At 63.4% G+C, this 15651-nt stretch carries 14 protein-coding genes; 8 read left to right on the top strand and 6 right to left on the bottom strand.

Annotation, left to right across the window (positions count from 1 at the left end; all coding sequences use genetic code 11):
- Window positions 1-33: 33 nt before the first annotated feature.
- The 7 genes from DENOEST_RS10080 (at window position 34) to DENOEST_RS10050 (ending at window position 9020) form a co-directional block, all read left to right on the top strand.
- Complete coding sequence (locus DENOEST_RS10080) at window positions 34-1314, top strand: YeaH/YhbH family protein (RefSeq protein ID WP_232096488.1); 1281 nt, start codon at window positions 34-36, stop codon at window positions 1312-1314.
- A complete protein-coding gene (locus DENOEST_RS10075; RefSeq protein WP_145770846.1) occupies window positions 1311-2843 on the top strand; it encodes a SpoVR family protein in 1533 nt (510 codons plus the stop codon). Before DENOEST_RS10080 ends, DENOEST_RS10075 begins: the two co-directional genes overlap by 4 nt.
- Before the next feature lie 225 nt (window positions 2844-3068).
- Window positions 3069-4598, top strand: coding sequence for a bacteriohemerythrin (locus DENOEST_RS10070; RefSeq protein ID WP_145770845.1), 1530 nt, complete (start codon window positions 3069-3071; stop codon window positions 4596-4598).
- A 150-nt stretch (window positions 4599-4748) separates the two neighbouring features.
- The gene (locus DENOEST_RS10065; RefSeq protein ID WP_145770844.1) at window positions 4749-5759 is read left to right on the top strand and encodes an XdhC family protein; all 1011 of its coding nucleotides are present in this window, start codon (window positions 4749-4751) and stop codon (window positions 5757-5759) included.
- Window positions 5756-7378 (top strand): NTP transferase domain-containing protein, encoded by a 1623-nt coding sequence (locus DENOEST_RS10060; RefSeq protein ID WP_145770843.1) that lies wholly within the window; start codon window positions 5756-5758, stop codon window positions 7376-7378. Before DENOEST_RS10065 ends, DENOEST_RS10060 begins: the two co-directional genes overlap by 4 nt.
- Entirely contained in the window at window positions 7375-8589 is a 1215-nt protein-coding gene (locus tag DENOEST_RS10055; protein WP_145770842.1) for an aminotransferase class V-fold PLP-dependent enzyme, read from the top strand. Before DENOEST_RS10060 ends, DENOEST_RS10055 begins: the two co-directional genes overlap by 4 nt.
- Window positions 8586-9020: an iron-sulfur cluster assembly scaffold protein gene (locus tag DENOEST_RS10050; RefSeq protein WP_145770841.1), complete on the top strand. Its 435-nt coding sequence runs from the start codon at window positions 8586-8588 to the stop codon at window positions 9018-9020. Before DENOEST_RS10055 ends, DENOEST_RS10050 begins: the two co-directional genes overlap by 4 nt.
- A gap of 17 nt (window positions 9021-9037) precedes the next feature.
- Here DENOEST_RS10050 and DENOEST_RS10045 read toward each other — a convergent pair whose 3' ends face one another.
- The 6 genes from DENOEST_RS10045 to DENOEST_RS10020 all read right to left on the bottom strand — a co-directional run bounded on the left by DENOEST_RS10045 (window position 9038) and on the right by DENOEST_RS10020 (window position 14403).
- Window positions 9038-11140, bottom strand: coding sequence for a TonB-dependent receptor (locus DENOEST_RS10045; protein WP_145770840.1), 2103 nt, complete (start codon window positions 11138-11140; stop codon window positions 9038-9040).
- Window positions 11141-11222: 82 nt separating this feature from the next.
- Window positions 11223-11834: an energy transducer TonB gene (locus tag DENOEST_RS10040; protein WP_145770839.1), complete on the bottom strand. Its 612-nt coding sequence runs from the start codon at window positions 11832-11834 to the stop codon at window positions 11223-11225.
- A gap of 179 nt (window positions 11835-12013) precedes the next feature.
- Complete coding sequence (locus tag DENOEST_RS10035) at window positions 12014-12811, bottom strand: electron transfer flavoprotein subunit beta/FixA family protein (protein ID WP_183148233.1); 798 nt, start codon at window positions 12809-12811, stop codon at window positions 12014-12016.
- 194 nt (window positions 12812-13005) lie between these two features.
- Window positions 13006-13335: a hypothetical protein gene (locus DENOEST_RS10030; protein WP_183148228.1), complete on the bottom strand. Its 330-nt coding sequence runs from the start codon at window positions 13333-13335 to the stop codon at window positions 13006-13008.
- Window positions 13307-13561 (bottom strand): hypothetical protein, encoded by a 255-nt coding sequence (locus tag DENOEST_RS10025; protein ID WP_183148232.1) that lies wholly within the window; start codon window positions 13559-13561, stop codon window positions 13307-13309. The genes DENOEST_RS10030 and DENOEST_RS10025 overlap by 29 nt, the downstream gene beginning before the upstream one ends.
- Window positions 13498-14403: a nitronate monooxygenase gene (locus DENOEST_RS10020; protein ID WP_183148231.1), complete on the bottom strand. Its 906-nt coding sequence runs from the start codon at window positions 14401-14403 to the stop codon at window positions 13498-13500. The genes DENOEST_RS10025 and DENOEST_RS10020 overlap by 64 nt, the downstream gene beginning before the upstream one ends.
- A 343-nt stretch (window positions 14404-14746) precedes the next feature.
- Here DENOEST_RS10020 and DENOEST_RS10015 point away from each other — a divergent pair, with 343 nt between their 5' ends.
- Window positions 14747-15622 carry an FAD binding domain-containing protein gene (locus DENOEST_RS10015; RefSeq protein ID WP_145772376.1) on the top strand — a complete coding sequence of 292 codons (876 nt, stop codon included), beginning with the start codon at window positions 14747-14749 and terminating at the stop codon, window positions 15620-15622.
- Window positions 15623-15651 lie beyond the last annotated feature (29 nt).

Here is a 15651-nt window from a genome sequence, read left to right as displayed (position 1 = left end):
CCGGCGAGGGAGCTGCGGCAACGGGAGGAAGATATGGCGCAAGCCGTACGCATGGTGCGCATCGTCGACCGGCGTTTCGATGCCAAGAACAAGAGTGCCGTTAACCGCCAGCGCTTCCTGCGCCGCTTCAAGGGGCAGATTCGGGAAGCTGTGCAGGAGGCCATTGCTCGACGCGGCGTTCGCGACATCGACAGCGGCGAGAAGATCAGCATCCCCGCTCGGGATATTTCCGAGCCCCAGTTTCGCCAAGGCCACGCTGGCGTCTGGCGTCAGGTCAATGCCGGTAATGACCGCTTTCTCACCGGCGACGAGATCGAGCGGCCCCAGGGTGGTGGGGGCGGCGGCAGCCAGGGCAGTCCTGATGGGGAAAGTCTGGACGACTTCGTATTCACCCTCTCCCGGGAGGAGTTTCTCGACATTTTCTTCGACGAACTGGCCCTGCCCAATCTGGTCAAGACCCAGCTCGCCCGCATCGAGGAGTACAAGCGTGCGCGGGCCGGCTACACCCAGACCGGCGTGCCGGCTAACATCAGCATTCGCCGCTCCCTGCGGGGTGCGGCAGGGCGGCGCATCGCCTTTGCCTCGCCCCTGCGCCGCCGCATCGCCGAACTGGAGAAGCGCCTGGAGGAACTGCTGGCCACGCGAACCGAACTCGACCCCGATGTGCGCGAAATCCGCCGCGAGATCGCCAGGCTGCGTACCAGGATCGAGGCCATCCCCTTCATCGATGCCTTCGATCTGCGCTACAACAATCGCGTGCGTATCCCGCAGCCATCGACCCAAGCGGTGATGTTCTGCCTGATGGATGTCTCCGGCTCCATGGACGAGGAAAAGAAGCAGATCGCCAAGCGCTTCTTCATGCTGCTTTACCTGTTCCTTACCCGCACCTACGACCATATCGAGGTTGTTTTCGTGCGCCACCACACCCAGGCGGCGGAGGTGGAGGAGGACGAGTTCTTCCAGTCGCGGGAGTCCGGAGGCACTGTGGTGTCGAGCGCCCTCGACCTGACGGTGAAGATCATCGCCGAGCGCTATGCCAGCAGCGCCTGGAACATCTATGTGGCCCAGGCATCCGATGGTGACAACTGGGAGGCCGACTCCCCCCATTGCCGAGACATCCTCGACAGCCGTCTGCTGCCGCTCTGCCAGTACTACGCCTATATCGAGATCACTCGAGGCCAGCCCCAGAACCTCTGGCGCGAATACGAGCGGATCGTCGACAGCCACAAGGCACGCTTTGCCATGCAGCGCATCGAGAGCCTGCCCGACATCTATCCGGTATTCCGCGCCCTGTTCAAGAAGAAACTGGTATGAACCGACGCAAACGCCACTCCAAGATGCTGCCCCAGGGATCGGAATGGAACTTCGAGGCCCTGGCTCACTATGATGCCGAGATTCGTCGCGTCGCCGCTGCCTATGGACTCGATACCTATCCGCATCAGATCGAGATCATCACCGCCGAGCAGATGATGGACGCCTATGCCTCGATCGGCATGCCGGTGCTCTATCACCACTGGTCCTTCGGCAAGCATTTCCTCGCCACCGAGAAGACCTACCGACGCGGCCAGATGGGGCTCGCCTACGAGATCGTCATCAATTCCAACCCCTGCATTGCCTATCTGATGGAGGAGAACACCCTGACCATGCAGGCCCTGGTGATCGCCCATGCCGCCTATGGCCACAACTCCTTTTTCAAGGGCAACTACCTGTTCAAGACCTGGACCTCGGCCGACGCCATCATCGACTATCTGATTTTCGCCCGGGGCTACATAGCAGAATGCGAGGAGCGTCATGGCGTGGCCGAGGTCGAGCAACTGCTCGACGCCTGCCATGCGCTGATGAACGTGGGCGTTGATCGCTACAAGCATCCGCCCAAGCTTTCCATGGAAAAGGAAAGATTGCGTCAGAAAGACCGGGAGGAATATCTACAGCAGCAGGTCAACGATCTTTGGCGTACGTTGCCGCCGCGCCTGGCACGAGAGGCCGAAGCGGTCGAGCGTCGTTTCCCCGAGGAGCCGGAGGAAAACCTGCTCTACTTCATCGAGAAGCACGCACCGCTGCTGGAACCCTGGCAGCGGGAAATCGTGCGTATCGTGCGCAAGGTGGCCCAGTATTTCTACCCCCAGCGCCAGACCCAGGTGATGAACGAGGGCTGGGCCTGTTTTTGGCACTACACCCTGATCAATACCCTCTACGATGAAGGGCGCCTGTCCGACGGCTTCATGTTCGAGTTTCTTCAGTCCCACACCAATGTCGTCGCCCAGCCCCCCTACAACAGCCCCCACTATTCGGGCATCAATCCCTATGCCCTGGGCTTCGCCATGTGGCGAGACCTGCGTCGCATCTGCGAGGCTCCTACCGAGGAGGATCGCCAGTGGTTCCCGGATATCGCCGGTTCAGATTGGCAAGAGACCCTGGATTTCGCCATGCGCAATTTCAAGGATGAGAGCTTCGTTGCCCAGTACCTGTCGCCCCGGCTGATGCGCGACTTTCATTTCTTCGCCGTGCTCGACGACGACAGCATGGAGAACCTGCGTGTAGAGGCGATTCATGACGAACCCGGCTATCGTCGCCTGCGAGAACTACTTTCCGAACAGTACAACCTGGGCGCACGGGAGCCCAACATCCAGGTTTGGGACGTGAATTTTCGCGGTGATCGCACCCTGACGCTACGGCACCTGGAATATGAGCGCCGCCCCCTGGGCGATTCCGCCGATGCCGTGCTTAGGCACGTTGCCGCACTGTGGGGCTTTACCGTCAGGCTGGAAACTGTCGATTCCGAAGGCAAGGTGGTGGCAAGCCGCGATTGCACCCTGGAAAAGCGCCACCTCCGCGGGGACTGAAACCCTTTCCCTGTAGGCTTCTTCGTTGCCACATCAATCAGGCCGGGCTGCACCAGTAGTATTCGAGGCCGGGGAGATGCAAGGGGGCACCACCGTCGTCCATCACTCCTGCGTCACGGACCAGGGGAGGTGGAATTGGCATAGGTCAATTTACTTTTTCTCCAATACCTTTAATGTTCGGACGCTTCAGCGCAGAGACTGTGCAGTAATCAGGGGGAAGGTGTTGTGGACAAGGATCAGGAAGTTCTGGCAATCAGCAAACTGGTGTTCGAACTGACCCTGGCAGGCGGTACCGACAGTGATCTGGATGGTCTGCTTGTGCGGCTGCTGGAGGTTTTTAAAGGCTTGCCGGCAATCCGGGTTCTGCCTCGTGCCGTGATCCTGCTCCTGAACCCCCGGGGGCGATTCGTACAAGTGGCCCAGCATGGTGTTCCTCCGCCCTGGGTCGAGGGCAGTTCCTTGGAATCGCTGCCCCTGGAACCCCAGTCTCAGGCTCATACCGTGATGACGGGAAATGAGCGCTACTTCGCTCTGCCCCTGCCCGGAGACGACAAGCTTATCGGCATCGCCTTGCTGGGAATGGAACAGGATTGGCAGCCCGATGTCTTCGAAGTGGAATTCATGACAGATCTGGGTATCGCCCTGTCCGGTCTGGTCAACCGCTGCGTAGTGATGGAGACCCTGCGGGTCCGGGAAATCGAGTTGGAGGATGCCCGCACCGATGCCATCCGGCGCCTCGGCGCCGCCTCGGAATACCGGGACAACGAAACCGGGCTCCATGTGATGCGCATGACAAACTATGCGGGTGCCATTGCCAAGGCACTGGGATTGTCTGAGTCCCAGCGGGAAAGGCTTTCCATTGCGGCGCCCATGCACGATGTGGGCAAGATTGGTATTGCCGATGCCATCCTCCTCAAACCCAGCCGCCTGACGGATGAGGAATTCTCCGTGATGATGACCCATACCGAGATCGGGGAGCGCATCCTCCGGGGCAGTGACGCCCTGATCGAGGCCGCACGGGAGATCGCTGTCTCGCACCATGAAAGCTGGGATGGCAGCGGCTATCCCAAGGGGCTCAAGGGTGAGGAGATTCCCGTATTCGCGCGCATCTGCGCCATCGCCGATGTCTTTGATGCGTTGACTTCCCACCGGCCCTACAAGGAGGCATGGCCGGTGAATGAAGCCATTCAGTGGATTCATGGCCAGGCCGGCAAAAAATTCGATCCCGTCGTGGTCGACGCCTTCGATCAGGCCCTGCCGCAAATCCTGCGCATCCGCGAACTCTACCGGGACGACATCATCAATCCGAACCAGGTGCTTACCCTACCTGAGCTTCCCTCCCGAGAGAGGGGTTGGGTGATCTGGGACGATTCCCTCAGTATCGGTATCGATACCATCGACGCCCATCATCACTATCTTTTCGATCTGACCAATGATCTCTTCGACAGCGTGGTGCAGAAGCTTGGGGCGAAGGAAGTGGTCCGAGTACTGAAGACCCTTGATCAGTATGCTCAGGTACATTTCCAGGCCGAGGAACGCATGATGGAGCACTACGGTTATCCGGCATTGGACAACCAGAAGCTGCAACATCATGGCTTCCGAGAGAAACTCAAGGAGCTCTATGACGAACTCCACATCAATCCCCTGACTGCCCAGTTCGATGTCCTGAATTTCCTCAAGAAGTGGCTGGTGGGACATATATGGTACGAAGATGCCAAATTGCGCCATCTGGTGACGGTGCCCGGAACGGCCTGATCGATCCGTGCGCACCGCCCCCAATCTGGTCGGGTTTTGGGCGCCGGTAGAGGTTTTTCATCTTTTTTGCTTCGGCCTCCGGGAATTTGGGAAAATCCTGTCCCTTCGGAATGCTTCCGACCACATTCAGCGGCAATTGCCAATTCCTTCATGGCCAGCGATCACGACGACATACTCCGGCAGTTGCGCGCCTGGCAGCAGGCGGGGCAGGGTACCGCCCTGGCCACGGTGGTGCGTACCTGGGGCTCCTCGCCCCGGCCGGTGGGCAGCCATCTGGCGGTGGAGGTCGGGGGGGGCTTCGTCGGTTCGGTGTCGGGGGGCTGTATCGAGGGGGCGGTGATTGGCGAGGCAAAGGCCCTGATGGCCGACGGCCGCAGCCGTTTGCTGGAGTTCGGTGTCAGCGACGAGCAGGCCTGGGAGGTGGGGCTGGCCTGTGGCGGCCGGGTCCAGGTGCTGGTACAGGGACTGGCTGGTTCGCTGCTCGATGCTTTGCTGGCAGCCCGGATGGACAATCGGCCGGTGGCCCTGGTGACCCGCTTGAGCGACGGCTGCCAGTGCCTGGTGGAGGCGGGCATCGCGAAAGGCGATCTGGTCCTGGACGATAGGCTGCTGGCGGCGGTGAGCGCCCGGCTTCAGGGGGAGCAGAGCGGTTTGCTGGAGGCTGACGAGAATCTTTTCGTGCGGGTCTATCTGGGGGCGCCCCGGCTGTTGATCGTCGGGGCGGTGCATATCGCTCAGTCCCTGGCGCCCATGGCCCGCCTGGCAGGCTACGAGGTGACGGTGATCGATCCCCGGCGGGCCTTCGCCAGCCCGGAGCGTTTCCCCGGGGTGTACTTGAGTGATGAATGGCCCGACGAGGCCCTGGCTCGACTGGCGCCCGATGCCCGCACGGCGGTGGTCACCCTGAGCCACGATCCCAAGCTGGACGATCCGGCCCTGATCGCGGCCTTGAACAGCCCGGCCTTCTATATCGGCGCCCTGGGCAGCACCCGCACCCATGCCAAGCGGGTGGCACGGCTGACCGACGAGGGGCTGGGCGAGCAGCTTGCCCGCATTCATGCCCCGGTGGGGCTGGACCTGGGTGGGCGGGCGCCGGCGGAAATCGCGGTGTCAGTGCTGGCCCAGATCATCCGCTGCCGCTACCGGGGCGAGCCGGCATGATCTTCGGCGACTTCGCTCTGGAGCAGGCCGAGGGCCTGCGTCTCGCCCATACGCTGAAGCGGCCCGGGCTCTCCCTGCGCAAGGGCCGGGTATTGAGCGCCGCCGACATCGCCGCCCTGGCGGCGGCCGGGATAAGGCGGGTGACGGGGGCCCGTCTGGGCGCCGATGAACTGGACGAGGATGCCGCTGCCGCTGCCGTCGCCGGAATGCTGGCCGGCGATTCGCTGGCCCCCAGGGAGGCCTACACCGGACGCTGCAATCTCCACGCCCAGGCGGCGGGAGTGCTGGTGGTGGACCGGGAGCGCATCGACGCCCTGAATCGGCTGGACGAGGCCATTACTGTGGGCACCCTGGTTCCCCATGCCCTGGTCAGACCGGGTCAGGTGGTGGCTACCGTCAAGGTCATTCCCTTCGCCATATCCGCGCATCTGCTGGCTGCGTGGCGCTGCATCATCGATGGCCGGCCGCCCCTCGGGCTGGCCGCCTTAATGCCCCATCGGGTGGCCCTGATCCTGAGCCGGGGCGATGCAACGCCGGAGCGCTTGCTGGATCGCACCGTGACGGTGACAGCCGGCCGGCTGGCAGGCCTGGGCAGCACCCTGGATATGGAGTTGCGTTGTGCTCATACCCAGGATGCTCTGACGGAGGCCATCGGTCATGCCTTGAAGGCTGGTTGCGAACTGGTGCTGATTTCCGGCGCAACGGTGACCAAGGACCGGGGCGACGTGGTGCCGGCCGCTATCGAGGCCGCCGGGGGCCGCATCGAGCATTTCGGCATGCCGGTGGAGCCGGGCAACATGCTGCTGCTGGGGCGGGTGGGCGCGGTGCCGGTGGTGAACCTGCCCGGCTGCGCCCGCTCCCGCCGCCGCAATGGCCTGGACTGGGTGTTGCAGCGGATACTGGCCGGCCTGCCCCTGGGCAGTCAGGACATCATGGACATGGGCGTGGGGGGGCTGATCCGCAGTCCCTTTGCGGCGGACGAGGTGGAATCCGATTCCGACGGGCCGCCTGCACCAGCGGCGGCGGCCGGACCTCGTATCGCTGCCCTGGTATTGGCGGCGGGCCGTTCCAGTCGGATGGGGGAGCGGAACAAGCTGCTGTGTCCGGTGGCGGGTCAGCCCATGGTGCGCAGGGTGGTGGAAGCGGCCCTGGGTTCCCGCTGCGCCCAGGTAATGGTGGTCACCGGCCATCAGGCGGAGCAAGTGGAGACGGCTCTCGCGGGCTGTCCGGTATCGCGGGTGTTCAATCCGGACTACGCCGAAGGCATGGCCAGTTCGTTGCGCGCCGGCCTGCAAGCCTTGCCTCGCGACACCGAGGCGGTGCTGGTAGTGCTGGCCGACATGCCCTGGATCAGCGCCGCCCATCTGGATCGCTTGATCGCCACCTTCGATCCGGCCCGGCCGGCTATCCTGGTGCCGGAGCGGGAGGGCCGACGGGGCAATCCTTTGCTCTGGCCCCGGGCCTATTTCGACGAGATGTCCCAACTCCAGGGCGATGTGGGCGCCCGATTGTTGCTGGAGCGCCATGCCGATAGCGTGCGGGCTGTCCGCTTCGACACCGACGCCATCTTTGCCGACGTAGACACCCCCCAGGCCCTGGCCGAGACAAGAGAACCATGAACTTTGATCACCGCAAGATGCGTAGTGAGTTTCCCCTCCTGGCGAGTGCCAGCGGACTGCATTATCTGGACAATGCCGCCACCAGCCAGATCCATCAGTCCGCCCTGGATGCCCTGGTCCGCCACGAGACCACATCCCGGGCCAATGTGCAGCGGGGCAGCTATGCCCTGGCGGAGGCCGCCAGCGCCGCCTACGAGGGAGCCCGGCAGCAGGTGGCGGTCTTCCTCAACGCCGCTAGCGCTGAGGAAGTGGTGTTCACCTCCGGTGCCACGGCGGCCCTGAATCTGGCGGCAGCTTCCTTGGGTGCGCTGATGAAGCCCGGGGATGAAGTGCTGATTTCCCTGGCGGAGCATCACAGCAACTTCCTGCCCTGGCAGCAACTGAAAGCCCGTTATGGAATCAATCTGCGCCTGCTGCCAGTGACGGCAGAGGGCAGGCTTGATCTGGCGGCACTGCCGGACTGCGTCAGCGAGCGTTGCCGGCTGATCGCCGTGACCCATGCCTCCAATGTCACCGGCGCCATCACCGATGTGGCGGCCATCGTCGCGGCGGCCCGGCGCGTGGGCGCCAGGGTGCTGCTGGATGGCGCCCAGCGGGTGCAGCATGGTCCGGTGGACGTACAGGCACTGGGCGTGGATTTCTATGCCTGCTCCGGCCACAAGTGCTTTGCACCCGGCGGTATCGGCGTGCTCTGGGGACGGGCCGAACTGTTGGCGGCCATGCCGCCCTTCATGACCGGGGGCGGCATGGTGGCCCAGGTGAATCTGCAGGAGCCAGTGTTTCTCGATCCCCCACGACGCTTCGAGGCTGGCACCCCGCCCATCGCCCAAGCTGTTGGTCTGGGGGCCGCCGTGAACTGGATGCAGGGTTTGCCCTGGGAGGATATCCATCGCCATGAGCGAGCCCTGGCGGTGCGTCTGCTCCAGGGCCTGGCTGCCATCGACGGCCTGCGCCTGCTGGGGCCGGTGAACATGGAGCAACGTCTGCCGGTGCTCTCCTTCGCCATCGAGGGCATCCATCCCCACGATCTCTGCCAGGTGCTGGGAGACCGGGGCGTGGCTTTGCGGGGCGGCCATCATTGCGCCCGTCCCCTGCTGGAGTTTCTTGGTGTGGAGGGCGCAAGCCGGGCCAGCATTACCTTCTATAACGACGAGTCCGATATCGATGCCCTGTTGACCGGGCTAGCGGCGGCGATCGGGTTGTTGCGATGAGTGCCGCCCTCTATCAGGAAGCCCTGAAGGTTCTGGCCCAGGCCGCCCATGGGGCGGGCCGGCTGGAGGCAGCCGATGTCAGCCTGCGTCTGGACAACCCCCTCTGCGGCGACCGCATCGACCTGCATCTGCGCTGTGCCGATGGCCGCATCGTAGCGCTGTCCCACGAGACCAAGGGCTGCCTGTTGTGCCGGGCATCTGCCTCCATGCTTGGTTTGCGGGCATCGGGCTGTAATGCCGAGGAAATCGGGCAGGTGTCAGCGGCCCTGGAGGGGCTGCTGACGGGGAGGGTGGGAGTTTCGCCGGACCAGTGGCAAGAACTCCAGGTCTTTGCGCCGGTGGCGGCCCATCCCAGCCGCCATGGCTGCGTGACTCTACCCATCCGTGCGTTGAGTGAGGCCCTGCGTCAGGTCTTGCAACAGAAGACCTGACGCAGGGAGATGTGGCCTCAGAACGTGGTGCTCAAGGTCAGCCGGGCATTGCGGGACGCGCCGACACTGATGTTGTTGTCGTTGTGGGCCGTAGGGTAGTACTTCCTGTCGAACAGATTCTCCAGGTTGAGGGCCAGCTTGGTCTTGCCGTCGGCAAACTGGTAATACAGGGCACCATCGACCCGGGTAAAGGCCGGAAGCTTCACCCGGTTGTTGGTTGAGGTGTAGGCCTCGGACTGGTAGATCACGCCCAGGCCGGCACCCCAGCCACCGCCCAGGGCAAGCTTGTTCCACAGGGAAAGGCTGTCTTCGGGCACCAGACCGATCTTGCGCCCGGCAGGAACGGTGGTTGCCTTGGTGATGCGGGCATCCAGATGGGCATAACCAGCATAGATATCCCAGCCGGGGATTACTTCTCCCTGCAACCCCAGTTCCATTCCATCTGTGCGTTGCTGGCCGCTCCGGATCAGGCGGGTATTGTTGTTGGGATCGGTGGCCTTGACGTCATCCCGGTCGGTGCGGAACAGGGCGGCGGACAGAGTGAGCTTGGGTCGAATATCCCAATGGATACCTGTTTCATAATTCTTGGCGGTTTCAGGCTTCAGATCGGCGGTATTGCTGGCGAGGCTCAATTGCTCGCCGGAGGGCAGAAAGGACGAACTGTAGCTGGCATACCAAGTGGTGGTCGAAGTGGGGGACCAGGTCAGGCCCAGACGAGGGCTCCAGGCGTTATCGGTGCGAGTGAGATCGGTGGGGGAGGCTAGCGTGCGACGGTCGTCGAAGCGGGTCTCGAAATGGTCGTGGCGCAGGCCGGCGAGCAGCTTCCACTCGGGAGTGAGGGTGATCTGGTCCTGTACATAGGCGGCGACTGTGTCGGCCTTGACCCGGTTGTTAGCATTGGAACCGCTCGCACGGAAGGCTGTGGCGGTAGCTGAGGGCGAATTGGCGGAGACATTGAGGAAGGTGGCATTGCCGAAGAAGCCGGTCTGGCGCACGCTGGTGCTGGTCTGCTGGCCCAGTTCGAGGCCTACCAGCATGGTGTGCTCGAAACCGCCGAGGCTGAATTTACTCACCAGGTCGGTCTGGTTGAAGACGTTGAGGCGCTTGTCTGCGTTGTTGTAGGCTTCGATGCGCACCAGTCCGCCACCGGTTACGGCACCGTTGGCATAGACGTTCTGGTAGAACTTGTCGTAGTCGGTGGCGCGGAAGCTGTTCTTGAGCTGGGTGCCGTTGCCAAAGTCATGATCCAGGACTGCTGACAGACTGTTGACCGTGGAGCGGGATTCGCTCTGATCGGCATTGCCGAAGAAGCTGCTCCGGTCGGTTCCAAAGGGCCGGTCGTTGAAGGAGGGAATTCCCCGGTCGGCGGTGCGCTTGTCATGGGCATATTCATAGCCCAGGGTCAGGGAGGTCATGGGGGAGAGCAGGAAGGTGACCGTCGGATTGACAGCATATCGGTTCAGTTCGACCCCATCGCGGAAGCTCTTGCCATCTTCCGTCATGGCGTTAAGACGCCAGGCGGCGCTGTCATTCAGCCGGTTGCCGACATCGACGCTGCCCCGCAGACGGCTTTCGCTGTCGAGGCTGACGCTGACCCCGCCGACGGAGTCGAACACCGGCTTCTTGGTTACGCGGTTGATCACGCCGCCGGCGCCGCCCCGGCCGAAAGCCATGCCGCCGGGCCCCTTCAGGACCTCGACCCGCTCCAGGTTGTAAAGATCACGAAAGATCTGCATGTCGTCCCGGATGCCATCCACGAAAAAGTCGGCCGTGGTGTTGATACCCCGCAGCATCACTTGATCCCGGTTGCCTTCGCCCTGGGCGCCATGGGTGCCAGGCACATAACGCAAGACATCGGCCATGCCGGACATGGCCAGATCCTTGATCAAGGCTTCGGGTATTACACTGACGGACGCTGGTATTTCCTTGAGGGATGTGTCGGTCTTGGTGAAAGTGGCGGAACGGGTCGCCCGGTAGCCTGTGACCGGGCCGTCAGCACGCTCCGCCGATCCCTGGACGTTGACTTCGCGCAGGGTGGTGTCTGCATGGGACAGGGGGGCCAGGGCGAGCAGGGTCAAAGCGACCAGGGGACGCAGGTGTAAATTGGCGGGGTGGTGCATGGTGTGGCTCCTTTTTTGATGGAAATAGGCCCCCTGCCAGGGCCATGAGCCCCTGCATGGAGAAGGTTCGGGATGGGAAAACTCAGACGTTCAGACTGAAAGCGATGGGCACCAGAACCCAGGCGGCAATGGCTTCCTCCCCGCGTTGCGCCGGCAGAAAACGCCAGCGGCTGACAGTGTCTCGGGCAGACTGGTCCAGGCGCGAGGAGTTGCTGGAAGTCTGGATATGAATTTCACTGGCCTGGCCGTTGGGCAATACATGAACCCGCAGGATCACCCGGCCCTGTTCCCCCAGGCGGCGCGCCATGGGCGGGTAGGGTGGGGCGGGATTGTCCAGGTAATCGGCGTCGAAGCGTGGCTGGGTCAGAGCAGGGACAGGCGCTGGCGCAGACTGAGGAGTCGCGGCCTGGGGCGTGGCCTGAAGGGTGATGGTGGCATCAGCCACCATGGTTTGGGATAGGTCCGGAGTGGTCTGCAGGGATGGGGTCATCCTGGACTGCGCTGGGGCGGGAGGAGCCGTTATCATCGGCGCCAGCACATTCATGGTCAGCAATTCTTCGCGTACCGGCATGGCAATCGATCGGGACTGCATCAGCAGGCTAAGCACCACTCCATGAATCAGCACCACCAAGGCGAATCCGAACCCGGAGAAAGGGCGAGGTGATGGGGCGATAGAAGCAGGAACAGTATTCATGACAAGCTGCACTCACTTAGGAACTGTTCTCATCTTAAATGAGAGTAATTCCTAAATGCAAGTTATTTTCATCTGTCCGGCAAGGGGCCGTGGCTGATCCTCCTCAGGCAGTTTCCCCATTAAAAAAGCCGGCGCCCTGAAAGGGAGGCCGGCTTTGTATTTATGGAGAGGAGTTCAGCTCAGATGATTTTTTCGCTGCGGAGCTTGGTGAGGAGTTGCTGAGCGATGTCGGCGGGGGAGCTGCCGGAGATGAACTCGCAATTGCCCTGGACCTCGGGGACGAACTGTTTGGTGAGGACCACGAGGGGCTGGAGCTTGTCGGCGGGGAGCAGCGAACTGGCGGCGAGTTCGGTGGGGGCCATCTTGCGGGCGGCCATCTTGGCCTTGGCGGAGGGGAAGCGGGGGGTGCCCAGCTCGTTGCTGACGGTGATCACCGCAGGGGTCTGGCCTTCCACCACCTCGTCGCCATCGGGGGTGGCGCGGGTGACCTTGAGGGTGCTGCCGTTGAGTTCGACGGCCCGGGCCAGGGGCGCCACGGCCATGCCCAGCTGCTCGGCGATGAGGATGGGCACCACGCCCTGATCGTCGTCGGAGGCCTGACGGCCGCAGAGGATCAGATCGGCGCCGCCGGAGGATTTCACATAGGCGCTGATCAGGTTGGCGATGACCTGGCCGTCGAGTGCGGTGCTGCCGGGGTCGATGGCGACGATCTCGTCGGCGCCGAGAGCGGCGCAATGCTTGAGAAGATCCTTCAGGTCCTGCCCGATGGAGACGGCGACGATGGAGCATTCGGCGCCGGCGTCCTTCAGGCGCAGAGCGGCCTCCATGGCCTGCTCGTCGAAGCCGTTGATCAGGCGCGGCACCGCGGCGGCCTCTGGGGTCTTGCCGTCGGCGGCGAACTTGAGGTTGCCGGCCAGCACGTAGTTATTGACCGCGTTGGGGTCCAGCACTTCCTTCACACACACCACGATACGCATAGGGAGAATCTCCGGGATAAATCTGGTTCGGCGGGGTTAACTTGAAACAGCGAATTGAAACGGCAAGTCAAATTTACGAGCGCAGCGAGCCGGCATCGTCACCTCCCCCAGAGAGGGGGAGGCCGGGAGGGGGTGGGCCTTCCTGCCTTTCGCGTATTTCATGGACAGGGGCGAGAAATCGGCTTCCATGAGCGTTAATCGAGGGTCACATCCAGGGGACGGCCATTCTCGTCGATCAGGGTCAGGCTGTCCGCATCGCACCAGACCGCCTCATAGGCGAAACCTGGAGGCTTGCGGGTCAGTTGGGCCAGCAGGTACCAGCGCCAGGGATAGGGACCGAAGTCCCGGTAGGCCCCGGTCAGGGTACCGGTGAACTCCTGCCGACCGGCATACTTGGTGCCCTCGATAGGGCGCCCGCCGTCGCACTCGGCCCGCTGGCCCTGCAATTCCGGCGTGAACCCACTCCGGAACGGCAGGTCATCGCCCGAGGGGGCCTCAGGCGTCGGCGAAGCGGTCGAAGACATCGAGGGCTTCCTCGACGATGTCGGACAGGATCTGACGCGCGGGCTTCATTTCCTTCACGTAGTGGATGCCCTGGCCGGCGGCTTCGGTCATCAGGTCCTTGCGCTGGTAGTCCAGGGAGCCCTGGATGTAGTTGGAGGACAGGATCATCTGCAGGGGCGGCTTCAGGGGCTCGGGAGCTGCATCGCTGAGCCATTCGTCGTGCCAGGGAGAGCGGGTCGTGCGCATGGTGTAGCCGGAGATGCAGTTGAGAGAACCGTGTCGTCGGTCTCGGCCTCGATCAGACGCTCCTTGAGGGGCAGATTGACGTCGGATTCGCGGGAGGCCAGCCACAGGGAGCCGGTCCACACGCCGTCGGCACCCAGGGCCAGGGCGGCGGCCAGATGGCGGCCGGTGGTCACGCCGCCGGCGGCGATCACGGGCACGCCGGTGCCGCGGGCCTGGTCCACCACCTGGGGCACGATGGAGAAGGTGCCGATGTTGCCGGTATGGCCGGCCGCGTCATAGCCTTGGGCGATGATCACGTCGGTGCCGGCCTCGATCTGCTTCTTGGCCTGGCGGGGCTTGCCCACCAGACCCCAGACCTGCATGCCCAGATCGTGAGCGCGCTTCAACAGGAAGGCGGGGGAACCCAGCCCGGAGGCGAACACCGGCACCCGCTCGTCGAACACCACATCCAGTTGGGCCAGGGCGCGCTTCTGGTCGAGGCCGCCCCAGTGGTGGATATCGGGAGCGATCTTGGGATCGGGCACGTTGTACTTCCGCTTGATCATCTGCTCGAAATCCCGATGGCCCTGGGGGATCATGGCCAGCAGTTCGTCGACGCTCTGTTCCTCGGCCACGGAGGACGGCAGTACCAGATCGATGCCGAAGGGCTTGCCGCCGATGCGTTCGCGAATCCACTTGATGTCGGCGGCGATCTGGTCGGGGGTGTGCAGGGCCTCGCCCAGGACGGCGAAGCCGCCGGCGTTGATCACCGCTACCGCCACGTCCTTGCAGTGGGTGAAGGCGACGACGGGATACTCGATGCCCAGTTTCTCGCACAGTTGGGTATGCAGCGGACCGCTCATGAAAAACTCCTCTTACGGGTTCGATGGATGCGAGGGCGCGGAAGACGAATCTCCCCACCCGGATCAGGCCGACAATCTAGCGGCTCCGGCCACAAAAATGAAGCCCCTCCCTGCCCCGGAAGGGCGCTCTGGCAGGGCGCTGTCCTGAAATGAACCTGGATAGTCCTGATCCGATTCGTCCTGTGAAATCGACGGCGATTGGCCGGGGGCACCGATGGCATTAGACTACGCTCCCATTGATCGGCTGGGGGTGTTTTGTGGCCATGAGCCGCGGTGTCCCCATGATCCCCGGGGAATCCCGGTGCCCCTTGCCCTGTTCGACCTTTGATTTCGGGAAACCACGATGAAGCCGGCCCCTTTTGACTACCATGCTCCGGCCACCCTGGCCGAGGCGGTGCGCCTCCTCCAGCAGTACGAAGATGATGGCATCGACGCCAAGGTGCTGGCCGGTGGTCAGAGCCTGATGCCCATGCTGGCCCTGCGCGTTGCCCGCCCCGAGGTGCTGATCGATCTGCGTCAGGTGGCCGGACTCACCGGCATCCGGGAAGACGCTGGCACCATCGTCATCGGCGCCATGGAGCCCAAGCAACTGGCGGCGGAGTCGCCCCTGGTGCAGCAGAAGCAGCCCCTGTTCCATGCCGCCACGGAACTGGTGGGTCATCGGCAGATCCGCAACCGGGGGTCCGTGGGCGGGTCCTTTGCCCATGCCGATCCGGCCTCCGAGTATCCGGCTGTGGCCCTGGTGCTGGACATGGAATTCAAGGCCGTGGGTCCGGGGGGCGAGCGGAGCATTCCGGCGGAAGAGTTCTTCGTGACTTACATGACCACCAGTCTGGAGACAAACGAGATTCTCACCGAGGTACGGATGCCGGTGATGGCGCCGGGGACGGGCTGGGCGATTCAGGAGATGGCCCGCCGGAACGGCGATCTGGCCCTGGCCGGGGTGGCCCTGACCCTGCAAGCCAGTGGCGGGATCTGTACGGCAGCGCGGATCGCCGCCTTCGGGGTGAATGCCACGGCGGTGCGCCTGCCCCAGGCCGAGGCGGCTTTGGTGGGCCAGGCCCTGAACGCGACAAATTTTACGAACGCCGCTGCCCTCGGCGCCGCGGAACTGGTCGAACCCATGACCTGCATCCACGCTTCGGCGAGCTACCGCCGGCAACTGGTCAAGACTCTGCTGGAGCGCTGTCTGGCGGAAGCCGCCGGCCGGCTGGGGTAAGTAGCGCACACGACACTCAAGAGGAATTC

The sequence above is a fragment of the Denitratisoma oestradiolicum genome (assembly GCF_902813185.1).
GTDB classification, from domain to species: Bacteria; Pseudomonadota; Gammaproteobacteria; order Burkholderiales; family Rhodocyclaceae; genus Denitratisoma; species Denitratisoma oestradiolicum.
This window is presented reverse-complemented; position numbering and strand designations above follow the sequence as displayed.

Bases quoted from the DNA above. Each gene is read 5' to 3' on its own strand.
- DENOEST_RS10080 (WP_232096488.1), top strand. From the start codon at position 34: ATGGCGCAAGCCGTACGCATGGTGCGCATCGTCGACCGGCGTTTCGAT.
- DENOEST_RS10075 (WP_145770846.1), top strand. From the start codon at position 1,311: ATGAACCGACGCAAACGCCACTCCAAGATGCTGCCCCAGGGATCGGAA.
- DENOEST_RS10065 (WP_145770844.1), top strand. From the start codon at position 4,749: ATGGCCAGCGATCACGACGACATACTCCGGCAGTTGCGCGCCTGGCAG.
- DENOEST_RS10060 (WP_145770843.1), top strand. From the start codon at position 5,756: ATGATCTTCGGCGACTTCGCTCTGGAGCAGGCCGAGGGCCTGCGTCTC.
- DENOEST_RS10055 (WP_145770842.1), top strand. From the start codon at position 7,375: ATGAACTTTGATCACCGCAAGATGCGTAGTGAGTTTCCCCTCCTGGCG.
- DENOEST_RS10050 (WP_145770841.1), top strand. From the start codon at position 8,586: ATGAGTGCCGCCCTCTATCAGGAAGCCCTGAAGGTTCTGGCCCAGGCC.
- DENOEST_RS10045 (WP_145770840.1), bottom strand. From the start codon at position 11,140: ATGCACCACCCCGCCAATTTACACCTGCGTCCCCTGGTCGCTTTGACC.
- DENOEST_RS10040 (WP_145770839.1), bottom strand. From the start codon at position 11,834: ATGAATACTGTTCCTGCTTCTATCGCCCCATCACCTCGCCCTTTCTCC.
- DENOEST_RS10035 (WP_183148233.1), bottom strand. From the start codon at position 12,811: ATGCGTATCGTGGTGTGTGTGAAGGAAGTGCTGGACCCCAACGCGGTC.
- DENOEST_RS10030 (WP_183148228.1), bottom strand. From the start codon at position 13,335: ATGTCTTCGACCGCTTCGCCGACGCCTGAGGCCCCCTCGGGCGATGAC.
- DENOEST_RS10025 (WP_183148232.1), bottom strand. From the start codon at position 13,561: ATGCGCACGACCCGCTCTCCCTGGCACGACGAATGGCTCAGCGATGCA.
- DENOEST_RS10020 (WP_183148231.1), bottom strand. From the start codon at position 14,403: ATGAGCGGTCCGCTGCATACCCAACTGTGCGAGAAACTGGGCATCGAG.
- DENOEST_RS10015 (WP_145772376.1), top strand. From the start codon at position 14,747: ATGAAGCCGGCCCCTTTTGACTACCATGCTCCGGCCACCCTGGCCGAG.